The 17,856-nt window shown below is 69.0% G+C and carries 8 protein-coding genes; 6 read left to right on the top strand and 2 right to left on the bottom strand.

All coding sequences use genetic code 11. The annotated features are described in order from the left end of the window. The first annotated feature begins 96 nt into the window (after nt 1–96). The 6 genes from ASE58_RS05560 to ASE58_RS05535 are packed head-to-tail and all read left to right on the top strand — an operon-like array spanning nt 97 to nt 14,122. The gene (locus ASE58_RS05560; protein ID WP_156347621.1) at nt 97–2,385 is read left to right on the top strand and encodes a beta-N-acetylhexosaminidase; all 2,289 of its coding nucleotides are present in this window, start codon (nt 97–99) and stop codon (nt 2,383–2,385) included. Further along, entirely contained in the window at nt 2,382–4,997 is a 2,616-nt protein-coding gene (locus ASE58_RS05555; protein ID WP_055818594.1) for a beta-mannosidase, read from the top strand. Before ASE58_RS05560 ends, ASE58_RS05555 begins: the two co-directional genes overlap by 4 nt. Continuing rightward, complete coding sequence (locus tag ASE58_RS05550) at nt 4,994–7,576, top strand: glycoside hydrolase family 3 C-terminal domain-containing protein (RefSeq protein ID WP_055818592.1); 2,583 nt, start codon at nt 4,994–4,996, stop codon at nt 7,574–7,576. Before ASE58_RS05555 ends, ASE58_RS05550 begins: the two co-directional genes overlap by 4 nt. Continuing rightward, nucleotides 7,573–9,867 (top strand): GH92 family glycosyl hydrolase, encoded by a 2,295-nt coding sequence (locus ASE58_RS05545; protein ID WP_055818590.1) that lies wholly within the window; start codon nt 7,573–7,575, stop codon nt 9,865–9,867. Before ASE58_RS05550 ends, ASE58_RS05545 begins: the two co-directional genes overlap by 4 nt. Further along, nucleotides 9,864–12,227, top strand: coding sequence for a hypothetical protein (locus ASE58_RS05540; protein ID WP_055818588.1), 2,364 nt, complete (start codon nt 9,864–9,866; stop codon nt 12,225–12,227). The genes ASE58_RS05545 and ASE58_RS05540 overlap by 4 nt, the downstream gene beginning before the upstream one ends. Next, nucleotides 12,224–14,122, top strand: a complete 1,899-nt coding sequence (locus tag ASE58_RS05535) for an alpha-L-fucosidase (RefSeq protein ID WP_055758818.1) — start codon at nt 12,224–12,226, stop codon at nt 14,120–14,122. Before ASE58_RS05540 ends, ASE58_RS05535 begins: the two co-directional genes overlap by 4 nt. A gap of 75 nt (nt 14,123–14,197) precedes the next feature. Here ASE58_RS05535 and galA read toward each other — a convergent pair whose 3' ends face one another. Further along, nucleotides 14,198–17,089: a beta-galactosidase GalA gene (galA, locus tag ASE58_RS05530; RefSeq protein WP_055759338.1), complete on the bottom strand. Its 2,892-nt coding sequence runs from the start codon at nt 17,087–17,089 to the stop codon at nt 14,198–14,200. A gap of 21 nt (nt 17,090–17,110) precedes the next feature. Then, nucleotides 17,111–17,854, bottom strand: coding sequence for a copper homeostasis protein CutC (locus ASE58_RS05525; RefSeq protein WP_055758815.1), 744 nt, complete (start codon nt 17,852–17,854; stop codon nt 17,111–17,113). Nucleotides 17,855–17,856: the final 2 nt, after the last annotated feature.

The following is a 17,856-nucleotide window of genomic DNA, read 5'->3' as shown; positions in this document are numbered from 1 at the left end:
ATCCGAAGGCCCCGGCTTTGCCGGGGCCTTTTTTCGTTCGGGCCGCTAGACGTTTCGGTACGGTCGAATCGACCGGCCATCCAAGGGGAGTATCGCGTGAAGCATCGTCTGACCTGGGCCGCCCTCGCCGCCGCCACCGCGATCGTTGCCCCGGCAGCGGCACAGACCGCCCCGCTCCTCCCCCTGCCCGCACGGATGACCCCGGCCAGCGGATCGATCACCATCGCGAACGGGGCCGGCATCGTCGCGCCCGCGGCGGACAAGGGCGCCGCGACCGCCGCGCGCCTGCTGGCCGACCGGGTGAAGGTCGATCGCGGGCTGACCCTGACGCCCGGCGCTACGGGCAACATCCGTTTCGTGCGCGATGCTGCGATCACCGGCGACGAAGCGTACCGCCTGACGGTCACTTCCCAAGGCATCACCATCGCCGCCAGTGGCGACCGCGGCCTGATCTGGGGCGCGATGACGCTGGCGCAGCTGCTCAGCCCCGACACCGCGTTCGGCAAGCCGGTGCGCGTCGCTGCGACGACTATCGACGACGCGCCCCGCTTCCGCTGGCGCGGGCTGATGGTCGACGTCACCCGCTCGTTCCAGCCGATCGACACGCTCTATCCGGTCATCGACACCATGGCCGCGCAGAAGCTGAACACGCTGCACATGCACCTGTCGGATGACCAAGGATGGCGCGTCGAGATCAAGCGCTACCCGAAGCTGACCGAGATCGGCGGCTTCCGCGAGCCTCCGGTCGCCGGCGGCGCTCCGGGGCCGAAGGTCGGCGGCTTCTATACGCAGGACGAACTGCGCAAGCTGGTCGCCTATGCGGCGGAACGCGGCATCACCATCGTACCCGAAATCGACATGCCCGGCCATGCGCAGGCGGCGGTCGCGGCCTATCCGGAGGAGGTCGGCGTGCTCGGCGACCGGCCGCCGGTCGGCCATGACTGGGGGGTCAATCCGTGGCTCTTCTCGCCCTCGCCCCGCAGCATGACCTTCATCAAGAACGTGCTGGACGAGCTGATCGACATCTTCCCCGGCCAGTTCATCCATGTCGGCGGCGACGAGGCGGTGAAGGACCAGTGGCAGCGCTCGCCCGAGGTGCAGGCGCAGATGGAGGCGCTGGGCCTCAAGACCGAGAACCAGATGCAGGGCTGGATGATCTCCGAACTTGGCAAGCATCTGGCGAGCAAGGGCCGCCGCCTGATCGGCTGGGACGAAATCCTCGAAGGCGACGTCCCGACCAGCGCGACCGTCATGTCATGGCGCGGCGAGGCAGGCGCGGTCGAGGCGGCGAACAAGGGCCATGACGTCGTCATGTCGCCCGCCCCCAACCTGTATCTCGACAATATTCAGTCGACCGCCGGCGACGAACCGCCCGGCCGCATCGGACTGCAGACGCTGGAGATGGTCTATGGCTATGAACCCGTCCGCCCCGGCGTGACGGCGGAGGCCGCCGCGCATGTGCTGGGCGCGCAGGGCAATGCATGGTCCGAATATCTGGCGACCGCGAAGCAGAAGGAGCACGCGACCTTCCCGCGCCTGTCCGCCATCGCCGAATTCACGTGGAGCCCGCGCGACAAGCGCGACTGGAAGGGGTTCGTCGACCGCCTCCAGCCGCAGATGCTGCGCTATGAACGACAGGGGATCGCGGCGGCCGACGCGGCGTTCGCGGTCACCTATGCGCTCGACGGTTCCAAGGGCGACGTGCTGCGTGGCAGGTCGCCCAAGCTGGCGTTGACCACCCAGACCGGCGCGGGCACGATCCGCTACACCACCGACGGCAGCCAGCCGACCGCCCGGTCGCGCAGCTATGCCGCGCCGATCGCGCTGAAGCCGGGGCAGACGATCACCGCCGCCGCTTTTGCGAAGGACGGCCATGCCCTCGCCAAACCGCGCGCGTTCGACGCGAGCCGCCCGGCGCTGCTACGCGCGACCGGCACGGCGGACATGGTGGCCTGTCCCAAGGGCGCGCTGGGGCTGCGCGTGCCACTGGTGTCGGGCCAGTCGGGCGATGCCCCGGCGTACAACGTCAACATCTTCGACACCTGCACCCAGGCGCCGAAAATGCCATTGGACGTCGCGCAGGCGTTCACGGTGACCGTCGCCCGCCTGCCGCGCCATTACGGCTTGGCGCACGACTACACCGCGCTGCGCGAGCATTTCGCGGTGACGCAGCATGGCGAGCTGGTGATGCGCACCGGTGGCTGTGACGGCACGATCGCCGCGACCTTTCCGCTGCCCGATCCGAACACCGCGCCCAACCGGTTCACGTTCAAGGGAACGTTCGCGAAGCAGCCGGGCGATGCGGACGTCTGCCTGCAATTCACCTCCCCGCTATCCGACCCGTTCTACACCGTCGACACGCTGCAACTGGAAGACGCGAAGTGAAGAAGCCTGCCCTGTTCCTGCTCCTCGCCGCCGCTCCAGCCGCCCTGTGGGCCGCGCCGCGCGAGACGGTGACCCTCGACAAGGGGTGGCAAGTACGGCTCGCCCCCGGTGACACGGCGGCGAAGGACCATCCCAAGGCCGCGCGCTGGTTGCCCGCCAAGGTGCCGGGCACGGTCCAGACCGACCTGATCGCGGCCAAGGTGACGCCCGATCCGTTCATCGGCCTCAATGAAGCGACCATCCAGTGGGTCGGGCGCAGCGACTGGGAATATAAGGGCACGCTGAACGCCTCCCCCGCCCTGCTCGCGCGCGGGCATGTCGACCTGGTGTTCGACGGGCTGGACACCTTTGCCGAGGTGTTCGTCAACGGCCAGAAGCTGCTCGCCGCCGACAATGCGCACCGCCGCTGGCGCGCGGATGCCAAGCCGCTGCTGAAGGCCGGCGCGAACGAGATTCGTATCGCCTTCAAATCGCCCTTGGGCGTGCTGAAGCCGATGGTCGCGAAACTCGAAAACCCGCTGCCCGGCGAATATGATTCGACCGCGGGCGACGAGCCGGAAGCGCGGCAGACCTCGCCCTATATCCGTAAGCCCAAATACCATTACGGCTGGGACTGGGGTCCCCGCATCCTCAATGTCGGCCCCAATGGTGCGGTGAAGGTCGATGCGTGGGATGAAGTGCGCATCGATACGCTGCGGGTGCAGCAGGAGGCGGTGACCCCGGCCGAGGCGCGCCTGTCCGCCGACGTCACCCTGATCGCCGATCGCGCCGCGACGGTGCAGGTCGACGCGATCGTCACTTCGCCCGACGGGACCAAGGTCCGCGCCACCCGCACCGTCGCGGTCACGGCCGGCGAAAACCGGGTGAGCGTGCCGGTCGCCATCGCCAATCCGCAGCTCTGGTACCCCGCCGGCTATGGCGAGCAGCCGCTCTACACCGTCGCGACCGAAACCCGGCTGGGCGGCGAACTGGTCGATACGCAGCAGCGTGTCACCGGCGTCCGCACCGTCGAACTGGTCCGGACCAAGGACGCGATCGGTCGCGGCTTCCTGTTCCGGATCAACGGGATTCCGGTGTTCGCCAAGGGCGCGAACCTGATCCCGTTCGACAGCTTCGGCCCGCGCGTCACCAACGCGTATATGGCAAAGATCATGGGCGACGCGCAGGCGGCAAACATGAACATGATCCGCATCTGGGGCGGCGGCATGTACCTGCCCGACAGCTTCTTCGACACCGCCGACCGGCTGGGCCTGATGATCTGGTCCGACTTCATGTTCGGTGGCGCGATCACCCCCTATGACCCCGATTATCGCGAAACGGTCAAGATCGAGGCCGAGGAACAGGTCGACCGGGTGCAGGCGCATCCCTCGATCGTGCTGTGGTCGGGCAATAACGAAGTGCTGTCGGGCTGGGAGGGCTGGAGCGACCGCACCGCCTTCAAGAAGCGCGTCGGTGCCGATGAGCAGGAGCGTATCGGGGTCGGCATGGCGATCCTGTTCGACCGGGTACTGCGCGATGCCGCCGAACGGCGCGACGCCGACGTGCCCTATTGGCCCGGATCGCCCAGCGCCAATTACGAGGGCAAGCCCGATCAGGACGGCAATGGCGACCGCCATTACTGGGACGTGTGGGGCGGCAAGAAGCCCGCCACCGCCTATCTCGACAGCTGCCCGCGCTTCATGTCGGAATATGGGCTGCAGGCGATGCCCGACATGGCGACCCTCGCGAAATTCGCGAAACCAGCCGACTATGCCGTCGATTCCCCGGTGATGACCGCGCACCAGAAATTCCTGAAGGGTGCCGGGCAACAGCGTCTGCTCGACTATATCCGCCTGCGCTACCGCGAGCCGCGCGATTTCGCCGACTTCGTGTATCTGTCGCAGGTCATGCAGGCCGACGGCATCCAGCTCGGCGCACTGCACCACCGCGCCTGCCGCCCGGTCACCAGCGGCTCGCTCTACTGGCAGTTGAACGATGTGTGGCCCGGCGCGTCGTGGTCGAGCATCGACTATTATGGTCGGTGGAAGGCGCTGCACTTCGCCGCCCGCCGCTTCTACGCCCCGCTCGCCGTCTCCGCCGCGCGCAAGGCGGACGGGCCGACCGACATCACCCTGATCTCCGACCGCACCGTGCCGGTCACTGCCCTGTGGCGGATGCGGACGATGGACGTCGATGGCAAGGTGACCATGGCGCATGAAGCCGCGATCCAGCTGCCCGCGCTGTCCGCGACCAAGGTCGCGACGCTGACCGATGCCGACCTGTTCAAGGGCGCCGATCCGAAGCGCAGCGTGACCGTGGTCGAACTGGTCGTCGACGGCGCGGTGGCGTCGCGTGCGCTGGTGACGGCACTGCCGGAAAAGACGATGACGCTGCCCGATCCGGGCCTCACCACCCGCTGGTCGACGGTCGAAGGCAAGCCGGCACTGACCATCACCACGCAGCGCCTGGCCCGTGCGCTGTGGATCGGCTTCGGCACCTTGGACGTGCAGGCGTCGGACAACTTCCTCGACCTGCTGCCGGGCGAAAGCGTCACGGTAACGATCGAGGGCAAGGCATCGGCCGGTGCGCTGAAGAAGGCACTGCGCCTGCAAACGCTGGGGGCCGCCAAGTGAGCATCCTCCTCGCCCTCCTCGCCGGTGCAGCGGAACCCGACCCGCAGATCGCCGCGACCATCGCGGCGATGACCCCGGCGGAAAAGGCGGCACAGCTGCAAAGCACCGCCCCGGCGCAGGGCGACGTCCTTCCCGCCTACGATTATTGGAACGAGGCGCTGCACGGTCTGGCCCGCAACGGCGTCGCCACCGTCTTTCCGCAGGCGATCGGGCTGGCGGCGACATGGGACGCGCCGCTGATGGAGCGGATCGGCACCGTCGTCTCGACCGAGGCGCGCGCCAAATACAATGCGCTGCCGGGCAAGAACCGGCGGCGCTATGAGGGGCTGACCATCTGGTCGCCCAACATCAACATCTTCCGCGATCCGCGCTGGGGCCGGGGCATGGAAACCTATGGCGAGGACCCGGTGCTAACCGGCGCGCTGGCGGTCGGCTATGTGCGTGGCCTGCAAGGGCCGGACCCGCTGCAACCCCGCGTCATTGCCACGCCCAAGCATCTGGTCGCGCATAGCGGGCCGGAGGCGGGCCGCGACGCGTTCAGCGTGCAGACCGCGCCCTATGACATGGAGGCGACCTACCTCCCCGCCTTCCGCCGCGCACTGACCGAGGGGAAGGCCCAGTCCGTAATGTGCGCCTATAACGGCGTTCACGGCGTGCCGGTGTGTGCCGCCGGCTGGCTCCTGAACGACCGCATCCGCCGCGACTGGGGCTGGAACGGGCTGGTCGTGTCCGACTGCGACGCGATCGGCAACATCGCGCATTATCAGCGCTATGCGCTCGACAACGCCGCTGGCTCCGCTGCGGCGATCAATGCCGGCATGGACCTCAATTGCGGCTCGGCCTACGCCGCGCTGCCCCGCGCGCTGGAACGCGGCCTGACGACGCAGGCCGTGGTCGACCGCGCACTCACCCGCACCTTCGAAGCGCGCAAGCGGCTGGGCGACGCGTTCGGCGCAAAGAGCCGCTGGGACACGATCCCCGCCACCGCACTCCACACCCCCGCCAACCGCGCACTCGCGCTGGAGGCGGCCGCCAAGTCGCTGGTCCTGCTCCAGAACAACGGCGTCCTACCGCTGAAACGCGGTGCCCGGATCGCGGTCGTCGGCCCCAATGCCGACAGCCTCGACGTGCTGGAGGCAAACTACAACGGCACCGCCGCCGACCCGGTAACCCCGCTGAAAGGGCTCACCAACCGCTTCGCCGTGACCTATGCGCAAGGGGCGACGCTGGCAGAGGGCGTCCCCCTGCCCGTGCCCCAGACCGCGTTCGGCGCGGGGCTGAAGACCGAGTTCTTCGCCGATCCGGCGATGACCGGCACGCCCGTCGTCACCCGCACCGACCGCATCATCGATTTCAACTGGGCGCGCACCAGCCCGGCGGCGAACCTGCCCGTGAACCGCTACGGCGTCCGCTGGACCGGCACGCTGACCCCGCCGGGGCCGGGCCGCTACACGCTGCGCATCGACATCAACCGTTGCTGGGACAAATGTTCGGGCCGCGACGCGGTGAAGCTGTGGGTCGATGGCAAGGACGTGCTGAGCGCCACCGGCACCGCCGCCGTCGAGGGAGCGGCCAACGACAGCAAGTCGGAGCGGATGGAGGCAGTACTCGACTTCGCCGACGCCAGCCCCAAATCCTTCCGCCTCGACCTCACCCATGCCAGCACCGACGACAGCATCCGCCTGACCTGGATCGCCCCTGCCGACCCGCAGCGGGCGCAGGCCGTCGCCGCCGCGCAAAATGCCGATGCGGTCGTGGCGTTCGTCGGCCTCTCCCCCGCCGTCGAGGGCGAGGCGCTACGCCTCGAAGTCGCCGGCTTCTCCGGCGGCGACCGCACCGACATCGCGCTGCCGGCCGCACAGCAGCAACTGCTCGAAGCGGTCAAGGCATCCGGCAAGCCGCTCATCGTCGTTCTCCTTTCGGGCAGTGCCGTCGCGATGGAATGGGCGAAGCAACACGCCGACGCGATCATCGCCGGCTGGTATCCGGGCGAGGTCGGCGGCACCGCCATCGCCGATCTGCTCGACGGCACGACCAATCCGTCGGGTCGCCTGCCGGTGACCTTCTACGCCAAGACCAGCGACCTGCCCGCCTTCGTCGACTACAACATGAAGGGGCGCACCTATCGCTATTTCGACGGGACGCCGCTGTGGGGCTTCGGCCATGGCCTCAGCTACACAAGCTATGCCTATGGCGATGCGAAGGCACCGACGACGCTGACCGCCGGCCAGCCGCTGACCGTCACCGCCCGCGTCACCAACACCGGCAAGCGTGCCGGTGAAGAGGTCGCGCAAGCCTATCTGATCGCGCCCGCCGACGTAAACAAGGTCGGCGCATGGAACGATCCCGTGCTGCGCCACAGCCTCGTCGCCTTCCAGCGGGTCGCGCTGAAGCCGGGTCAGGGCAAGATCGTGACCTTCACCCTCGACCCGCGCCTGCTCAGCACCGTCGCGCTCGACGGCACCCGCGCGGTGCGGCCGGGCAGCTATCGCCTGTTCGTGGGCGGCGGCCAGCCGGGTGACACGCCCGGTCAGGAAATCGCGTTCACCATCAGGGGCACGCAGGAGTTGCCGAAATGACCATGCTCTCCCGCCGCGCCCTGCTCGGCAGCAGCGCCGGCCTTGCGGTCGCGACCGCCCTGCCGGCCACGACCGTCACCCCGCCTGCCACCCGCCCCGACCTGTTCGTCGGCACCGGCGGCGACGGCCATACCTTTCCCGGCGCGACCATGCCGTTCGGGATGGTGCAGCTCTCCCCCGACACCGACACCGCGCGCTGGGCGACCTGTTCGGGCTATCACAAGGGTGACAGCTCGATCCTGGGCTTCAGCCACACGCACCTGTCGGGCACCGGCATCGGCGACATGCTCGACGTGCTGGTCGTCCCGACGCGGGGTCCGGTGCTGCTTGACGGCGGCCCGCTGGAGGATCCCGACAAGGGCTATCGCCAGCGCTACGGGCAAGAGGTCGCCGATCCCGGCTATTACGCCGTCACGCTCGAAAGCGGTGTCCGCTCCGAACTGACCGTGACCGAGCGTACCGGCATCCAGCGCCACCGCTTTCCCGCCGGGCCGGCGCACATCCTGATCGACATGTCGCACCTCGTCATGGAGGGGCCGAACCAGTCACCCTATATCGACGACGCCGCGCTGACGCTGGAGGCCGACGGCACGCTGACCGGCACCCGCCGCGTATTCCGCTGGGCCAAGGGGCGGCGGATCTTCTTTGCGATGCAGCTGTCGCGCAAACCCGACCGGATCGAGTTCTTCGGCGACAGCGACGCGCCGGCCGGCGCAAAGGGCGTTGCGGCCAAGCGGGTCAAGGCGGTCCTGCACTATACCGACGCCGGCGCTGCGCCGATCGTGATCCGCACCGGCATCTCGGCGGTCGACCTGAACGGCGCCAAGGCGAACCTGGCCGCCGAAGCAAAGCATTGGGATTTCGACCGCTATGCCCGCGCCGCGCGTTCGGCATGGGCGCGCGAACTCGACCTGATCCGCTTCGACGGCGGCACCGAAGTACAGCGCACCGTCGCCGCATCGGCCCTCTATCACGCCTCGATCGGCCCGACGCTCTTCTCCGACGTCGACGGCCGCTATGTCGGGCTGGACCGCCAGACGCATACCATACCGAAGGGCGAAGCGGCCTACAGCGCCTATTCGCTGTGGGACACCTACCGCGCCTTCCATCCCTTGCAGACGCTGATCCGCCCGGCGCGGACGCAACAATTCACCCGCGACCTGATCCGCCAGACCCAGCAAAGCCCGTTCGGCCCGCCCGTCTGGCCGCTGCAGGGCGTCGAGACCGGCTGCATGATCGGCTGGCACGCGGTGCCGGTGATGGCGGAGGCACGCGCCAAGGGCGTCGTCGCCGACTATGCCGCCGCATGGGGGGGCGTGAAGAAGCGCTCGTTCGACTGGACCACGCCGAACCTCGACAACAGCATCGGCGTGCAGGCCTATGACGAACTCGGCTATGCGCCTGCCGACCGCATCTTCGAAAGCGTGTCGAAGACGCTGGAATTCGCGTATGACGACTATGCCGGCGCGTTCATCGCCGATGCCGCGGGCGATGCCGCCAGCGCGGCGCGGTTGCGGAAACGGTCGGGCAACTGGCGCAACGTGTTCGACGCGAAACTGGGCTTCGCGCGCGCTCGGCTTGCCGATGGCAGCTGGGCCGAACCCTTTGCCCCGAACGGCATCGGCCATTCGAAGAAGTGGCGCGACTATACCGAGAGCAACAGCTGGCAGGCGACCTTCCTCAACCAGCACGACGTCCCCGGCCTGATCGCGGCGATGGGCGGCGATGCGGCGTTCGAAGCGAAGCTGGACGGCCTGTTCACCGCCTCGTCCGAACTGCCCGCCGACGCGCCGCCCGACATTTCCGGGCTGGTCGGGCAATATGCCCACGGCAACGAACCCAGCCACCACGTCGCCTATCTCTACGCCTATTGCGGCGCGCCCTATAAGACGCAGGCGATGGTCCGCCGGCTGCTGACCGAAATGTACCACGACCGCCCCGACGGCATCATCGGCAACGACGACTGCGGGCAGATGAGCGCGTGGTATCTGCTGTCGGCATTGGGCTTCTATCCGGTCGATCCGGTCAGCGCGACCTATGTGCTGGGCTCCCCCCTGTTCGACCGTGCGACGGTGCAGGTCGGTGGCGGCCGCACGCTGGTGGTCGAGGCACGCGGCAACGCCCCCGACCGCCCCTATGTCCGCAGCGTGACGTGGAACGGGCGGCCGTGGACCAAGAGCTGGATCGCGCATGCCGATCTGGTGAAGGGCGGTCGGCTGGTGTTCGACATGGCGGCGACCCCGAACAAGGCGTTCGGCCGTGCGCCCGGGGATCGGCCGGGCAGGCGGTGATCCTCGCCACCCTCCTCGCCACCGCCGCGCCGGTCGTCGTGCCGCTGGACGCCGCGTGCGTCGTCGGGAGCGACCCGGCGGCGCAGGTGCTGCGCGAACGGCTGGCGGAGCGGGGTGCGGCGTGCCCTCGCCCGTCATCCAAACCCCAGCCGTACCCCCGCGCAGGCGGGGGTCGAGAGCCAGGCAAAACCAACGGTCGTGAGTCCCACCCTGGATCCCCGCCTGCGCGGCGATACGGAGCATGCGCGGAAGTCACCATCCGCTTCCTGCCGGCAAAGCTCGCCCCCGAAGCCTTCGCGATCGACACCACCACCTGCACCATCACCATCCGCGCCGCCACCACCCGCGCGCGCCTGTTCGCCGCCGGCTATCTGCTACGCCACCTCGACAACCTTACCCTCACCGCCCCGCCCCATGTCGCCGAAGCCCCGGTGATGGCGATCCGCGGGACCCAGATCGGCTACCGCGCCAAGAACAACAGCTACGACGCCTGGGACCTGCCCATGCTGACGCGCCGGATCGAGGATTTCGCGCTGCTGGGCGGCAACCGCATCCAGTTCATCGCGCCGGTATCGGACGACGACGCCACCTCGCCGCTCTCCCCGCTACCCGCCACCGAAACGCTGATCGCGGTCGCACAGGCGACGCACCGGCTGGGGATCGACGTCGCACTCTTCTATCCCCTGCTGCGCGATTACCAGAAGCCCGGCAGCGCCGATGCCGAAGTCGCCGACTTCACCACGCTGGCCGCAAAGCTCCCCGCGCTCGACGCGCTCTACATTCCCGGCGGCGATCCCGGCCATACCGCGCCCGACCGGCTGTTCCCGGTCGCGGAACGCATCACGGCGGCCCTGCGACAGCGTTTCGCGAAGGCCGAAGTCCTGCTGTCGACGCAGGGGTTCGACGCCGCCGACCTCGACGCCTTCCACGCGCAACTGGCAAGGAACCCGCGCTGGCTGACCGCACTCTTCGTCGGGCCGCAGACGCGCGACAGTATCGCCGAGCATCGTCGCCGCATCGCCGGCCGCTACCCACTCGAAACCTATCCCGACACCGCGCACACGATGCACGCGCAATTCCCGATCCCCGACTGGCACCCCGCCTTCGCACTGACGCAGGGCCGCGAGCCGGTGAACCCGCGCCCCGCCGCGACCCAGCGCATCTTCGCATACCTCGCCCCGGCCACGCGTGGCTTCGTGACCTATAGCGAGGGGGTGAACGACGACTGGAACGTGACCCAGTGGTTCCGCCTCGGCTGGAACCCGGCCACGCCCTTGGCCGAGATCGCCGACGACTATGCCCGGATGTTCGTCGGCGACCGGGCCTTTGCCGCCGTGCCGGCCGCACTGGAGGGCAATTGGCGCGGCGATCCGTCGGCCAATGCCGGGATCGATGCGACGCTGGCGCTGGTGAACGGTATCCGCCCGGCGCGCTGGGCCGACTGGCGGATCGACCTCTATCGCTACCGCGCGACCTATGACGCGCTGGTCCGCCACCGCCTGATCGCGGCCAAGGCTACGCAGGCCGAGGCGCTCTACACGCTGCGACAGGCGCCCGCGACCGGTGCGGAGGCCGCCGCCGTCGCCGCGCGCTTCGCCTATGCCCGCCCCGAACCGGCGATCGTCGCGCCGCTGCGCACCGACCTGACCGCCATCGCCGACCGGCTGTGGGACCGCGCGCGGATGCAGCTGTCGGTGCCGCGCCATGGCGCGTCGAACTGGGAACGCGGCGCAAACCTCGACCGTGCCGATATTCAGTTGAACGACCGCACCGCCGTCGAAGCCGACATTGCCGCCGCGCTGCCCCATCCCGACGCCGCCGCCCGGCTGGCCGTGATCGGCGATCCGTGGCGCACCCGCGACATGGCGCTGTACGACGATCTGGGCGACCCGACCGCCGAACCGCATCTGGTGCGTGGGGCCGGCTTCGATGCCGATCCGCAGTCGCTCGACAGCGCGATCGACGGCGTCGCCGATCATTACCCCGATCAAGGCTGGCGCATGGCGGACCTGAGCTATGCCGAGGGGCTATACGAAACCCCGGTGCGGCTGCGCTATACGGGGCTGGAGCGGAACCGCCGCTACCGCCTGGTCGCGCGCTGGGCGGGCGAGGATTACGCGTTGCCGATGCGACTGACCGGTAACGGTGTCGAACTCCACCCCTTCCGCCCGCGCAGCGGCGACCGCGATACGGTCGAGACCGCCATTCCGCAGAGCCTCACTGCCAGCGGTACGCTGACCCTCGAATGGCATCGCCCCGCCGGCATCGGCGGCGGCGGGCGCGGTCATCAGATCGCGCAGGCCTGGCTGATCCCCGAACCCCTGTCTCCCGAATCAAACGCACCCGGAGTATCGCAATGACCCTTTCCCGCCGCAGCCTGATGGGCAGCAGCCTGATCGCCGGTGCCGCCGCCTGCGCCCCGCGCGCCGCGATCACCCCGGCCCCGACCGCGCTGCCCGCACCATGGGGGGCGACGCCCTCGCCGCGCCAGCTGAAATGGCATGACCATCGTCAGTACGGCTTCATCCATTTCTCGATCAACACCTTCACCGACAAGGAATGGGGGTACGGCGACGAAGACCCCAAGCTGTTCAACCCGACCGATTTCGACCCCGACCAGATCGTCGCGGCGGCAAAGGCCGGCGGCCTTACCGGCCTGATCCTGACCGCCAAGCATCATGACGGCTTCTGCCTGTGGCCGACGATGCTGACCGAACATTGCATCCGCAATTCGCCCTATAAAGGGGGCAAAGGCGACATTGTCGGCGAACTGGAGGCGGCATGCCGGCGCGGCGGGATCAACTTCGGCGTGTATCTGTCACCCTGGGACCGCAATCGCGCGGACTATGGCGCGCCCAGCTACATCACCTATTACCGCGCGCAGCTTACCGAATTGTGCACCCGCTATGGCAAGCTGTTCGAGGTGTGGTTCGACGGAGCGAACGGTGGCGACGGCTATTATGGCGGCGCGCGCGAGACGCGGAAAATCGATGCGGTTCAATATTATAACTGGCCGTCGATCATCGCGCTGGTCCACCAGCTGCAACCCGATGCCTGCACCTTCGATCCCCTGGGTGCCGACATTCGCTGGGTCGGCAACGAGGACGGCCATGCCGCCGACCCCTGCTGGCCGACCATGCCGAACCACCCCTATGACCAGGCCGAAGGTAACACCGGCGTGCGCGGTGCGCCGCTGTGGTGGCCGGCGGAGACCAACGTCTCGATCCGGCCGGGCTGGTTCTACCACGCCGACGAGGACGCCCAGGTTAAAAACCCCAGCAAAATCATGGAGATGTACGATCAGTCGGTCGGCCATGGCACGACCTTCCACCTCAACCTGCCCCCCGACCGCCGCGGCCGCATCCACGACCGCGACGTCGCCAGCCTGACCGCCTTCGGCAACGCCCTGCGCGCAACCTTCGCCAACGATCTGGCGGCCGGCGCGGTCGTCACCGCCAGCGCCGACACCGGCAGCACCGCCCGCAACGTCAACGACGGCAATCTCGACACCTTCTGGCTCGCCCCAGCGGATGCGAAGGATGCGAGCATCATCCTCGACCTGCCGCCGGGCCGCAGCTTCGACACGGTACGGTTGCAGGAATGGCTGCCGCTGGGTCTCCGTGTCACCCGCTTCGCCATCGACGTATCGGACGGCGGCGACCAGTGGACCACGGTCGCCGAAAAGGACATGGTCGGCCCGCAGCGCCTCGTGCGCCTCCCCGCCCCGATCGCGCCGCGCCGCGTCCGCTTCCGCACCGTCGCCGCCGAAGCCGGCCCGGCGATCCGCGAATTCGCGCTGTTCCGCTCGGTCGCCCCCATCGACCTGCCGCCGCTGAAGGTCAGCGATCCGAGCATCGTCGACCGTGCAGGGTGGAAGGTGACCGCCGCCAGCGCTCCCGGCGGCGAAGCCCTGCTCGACGCATCCCCGCGCACCGCGTGGACCAGCCCCGCGCCCGCGTCGCTGACCATCGACATGGGTCGCGCGGAAAAGCTCGCCGGCTTCACCCTGACCCCGACGCGGCACATCGACCCGAACGCCGCGCCGCCGATGAAATATCGCGTGGAAACCAGCGTCGACGGCAAGACGTGGAAGCCGGGTGGCGAAGGCGAATTCCCCAACATCAACTATGCCCGCGCGACCCAGCGCCTGCCGTTCACCGCCGCGCGCTCGGCCCGCTATCTGCGCTTCGCCTTCCCGCAGCCGGCGGTGCCTGCCCCGGCGATCGCCGTCGCGGAAATCGGCGCGTTCCGATAGGGCAGCTAGCTCCCCCCGTTTGCTTCGAGCGCAGGTTCGAGCCGAACGGGGGGAGGGGTAAGGGGATGTCGCCCCCTACCCCTTCGGCGCCAGCCGAACCGCCCCGGTAATCCCCGACCGCGCGCCCGGTACCGCCTCGATCAGCACCGCCACCACCTTAGCCCCGGCGGGCACCGGCACCACCAGCGGCCCGGCGTCGGGGTCGGTCTTCGCTCCGGCCTGCCGACCGTCGATATAGACGCTCGCCCGCCCCTCGACCTGCGCAAAGCTGACCATGCCGCCCTCCGCCATCACCCGCCGCCGTTCGGGCAGCGTGGCGCGGTACAGGCGGAACGACGGCCCGGCTTCGGGCGCGGCGGCGCTGCCGCTGCGGGTGAAGTCCCAGCTGTTATTGTCGTTGACCGGCGGCGTCAGGCCCGGATCGGGCGCGGTCGCGAACGATTTCGACCGTCGCCAGCCGAGGATGAACGCGCCCGGTGGCGTCACCGCAACCTGCGCGCGCGGCGTGGCCGCCACCCGGTCGATCACCAGTCGCGCCGGGCGCAGGCCCTCGGCGCTTGCCGCGATCGTCACCTTGCCGCGCCCCTCGCCCGCCTGCACGATCATCTGCGCGAGGCCGTTGAACAGCGACCGCGCAGGGGCCTTCTCGCTCTCATGGCTGTTGGGATCGCCATTGCCGACCCCGATCAGCGTCGCGCCGTCGACCGTGAAGCGGGTCATGCGGTTTGCGGTCGGAACGTGCCGCCCCTTCGCATCGACCGCATCGATCGTCACCGGCACGACATCCTCGCCATCGCCCAGCATTGCGGTACGCGCCGGGGTCAGCCGCAGCGCGACCGCGGGTCCCGCCGTTTCATGCACCGCGCGCGCGACCTCTCGCCCACCCTTCAACGCGATCGCCTCCAGCTTGCCCGGCGCATAGGGGACGGTGAACGCGTTGCCCATGATCCGGTCGACCGCCTGTTCGCCGACCATTCGCCCGTTCAGCACGACGCGGACCCGCTCGGCGTTGCTGGTGACGAGCAACTCGACCGGTTGCCCCTCCTTGCCCGGCCACGTCCAGTGCGGCGCAATGCCGACCACCGGCTCGCTATCGATCCAGTGCGCGCGGTGAATATCATAGGCGGTCTTGGGGAATCCGCACAGGTCGAGGATGCCGAAGAAGCTGGCGATGGTCGGCCAGGTGAACGGCGTCGGCTCGCCATGATAATCGAACCCGGTCCACACGAACCCGCCCGCGATGAAGCGGCGCTTCGCGATCTCGGCCCAGGCGTTCCGGTGGGTGGCACCCCACGGCGCCGCCTCGGTATCCATCGACGACATCACATGCGCCGCCTTGTCGGTCGCATAGGCCCCGCGCGTCATGAACGCGCTGGTATCCTCCGACGACGTGCTGGGCTTGCCCGGGTTCAGCGCGTGGAACTTGTCGTAATCGCCCTGATAGTAATTGAACCCCATCACATCGACGACGCTCGACACGTTCTGGGGATCGTAGAAGCTGCCGTTCATCGCCGCCGTCACCGGGCGGCTGTCGTCCAGCGCGTGGACATGGGCGGCCATCCGCCGGACCATCTCGACGCCGGCTTCGGTGCCCTGCATCGGTTCCTCGTTGAAGACCGACCACAGGATGATGCTGGGATGGTTGCGATGCGCGCGGACCAGCCATTCCAGTTGCGCCATATTCTCCGGCGCAGGATTGAAGATGCGGTTCTCGTCCATGACGACGAACCCCATCCGGTCACACAGTTGGTAGAAGGCGTCGGCCTGCGCATTGTGCGAACAGCGGATGGCGTTGACGCCGGTGTCCTTCATCCGTTGCAACCGCCACGCCAGCAGCGCGTCTGGCACCGCCACGCCGACCCCGGCATGGTCCTGATGCAGGCACACGCCCTTCAGCTTTACCGGTCGTTCGTTGAGGAGGAAGCCGGTTTGCGCATCGAAGCGTATCGTGCGGAACCCGATGGCGATGCGGCGTTCGTCGCCCCCGCCCGGCGCATCGGTGGCGACGCGGACGGTGTAGAGCGTCGGCGTCTCGATCGACCAGCGCTGCGGATCGGCGACGGGGAGCGACAGCGCCACCTGCCCCTCGCCTAGCGGCGACAATTCCGCCTGCCCCCGCGCGCTGCCGACCACCTTGCCGGCGGGGTCGAGCAGGTCGACCATCACGGTCGCCGTCGCTGCCGTCCGCGCGATGCTCTCCAGCGCGACCGTGACCGGCACCTGCCAGCGCCCGTCGCTGCCGAGGCGCGGATCGCAATGCACGCCATCGGTCGCAATCGATACCGGCGACCGCTTCGCCAGCCAGACGTGGCGATACAGGCCCGCGCCTTCATACCACCACCCCTCCATCGCGGTCGCATCGACCCGGATCGCGATGACGTTCAGCTCGTCGCCGAACCGCGCGAACGGGGTCAGGTCTACGGTGATCGCGTTGTAGCCCGAGAAATTGCGCGCTACGACGCTGCCGTTGATCCAGATTGTCGCGGCAGTCGCGATCGCGCCGAAATGCAGCTCGAGCTTCCTGCCGCGATCCTCGGGCGCAAGCCGCAGCGTGCGGCGATACCAGCCGATCCCGCGCGGGCGGTATCCTTGCGCGACATTCGCCGTCTCGACAAAGCCCTGCGCCGATGCCCAGTCATGCGGCACGCTGACCGCTGCCCAGTCGGTGTCGTCATAGTCCATCGCCGCCGCGCCGCGCGCATTGCCCGCCTTGGCATTGGTGTAGGTCTCGTCATGCGTCGTCGGCAGCGGGGCGGCAATGTCGCCTTCGTGGAACAGCCAGCCGTTTGCCAGCAGGATGCGCGACGGGTCCTCGACCGGCAGCCGTTCGGGCAGGCCGGGGCGCGGCGACAGGCCGTGGAGCAGCCCGCTCGGTTCGGCCCGCGCAGCGTGCGCCGGCAGGGGCAGCGCACCTGCCGCCAGCGTGCCGGCAGTTCCGGCAAGAAGGGTCCGGCGATCGATCGGCATCATGGTCCTATATCCCTCTTGTCAGGCGTCGATCGCGGCGCGCAGCGCGCGCACGACGGTTGCATCGGTTCGCGCGAGGCCCGGCCCGGCAAAGCCCAGCGCGATCACGCGCGGATCGTCCTGCACCACGGCCACGCTGGCCGAGGCATGGATTTCCCCCGCCCCGGTCTGCGCCAGCAAGGCCGCGGTATTCTCGGGACGGACGCCCGATCCTGGCATCACCACGATCCGCCCCGCCGCCCGTTCATGCATCGCCCGGATCACCCCGACCCCATCGACCGCGCGGGTGGCCCCGCCCGAGGTCAGGATGCGGTGGAACCCCAGCGCCACCGCCGGTTCGACCACCGCGACCGGATCGACCAGCAGGTCGACCGCACGGTGCAGCGTCAGGTCGATATCGGCGCGCAGGCCCCGCACCGCCGCCAGCCACCGTGCCGTCGCCTCGCCATCGATCGCGCCGTCCCGCACCGCCCCGAAGACGAGGCCATCGACCCCGGCCGCGATTAGTGCGCGGGCATCGGCGATGGCGGTGTCCAGTTCGGGTGCGTCATAGGCAAAATCCCCCGCGCGCGGCCGGACCATCGCATGGACACGTACGCCCGCCGCCCGCGCCCGCTCGACCACCAGCGCCACCAGTCCCGGCGGCGGCGTCAACCCGCCGACCGACAGCGCCCCGCACAGTTCGATCCGATCCGCGCCGCCTGTGATCGCCGCATCGGCCCCGGCGGCACTGTCGATACAGATTTCCAACGTCGTGCGCGGCATGG

It is taken from the genome of Sphingomonas sp. Leaf9, assembly GCF_001421355.1.
Lineage (GTDB): Bacteria > Pseudomonadota > Alphaproteobacteria > Sphingomonadales > Sphingomonadaceae > Sphingomonas.
This window is presented reverse-complemented; position numbering and strand designations above follow the sequence as displayed.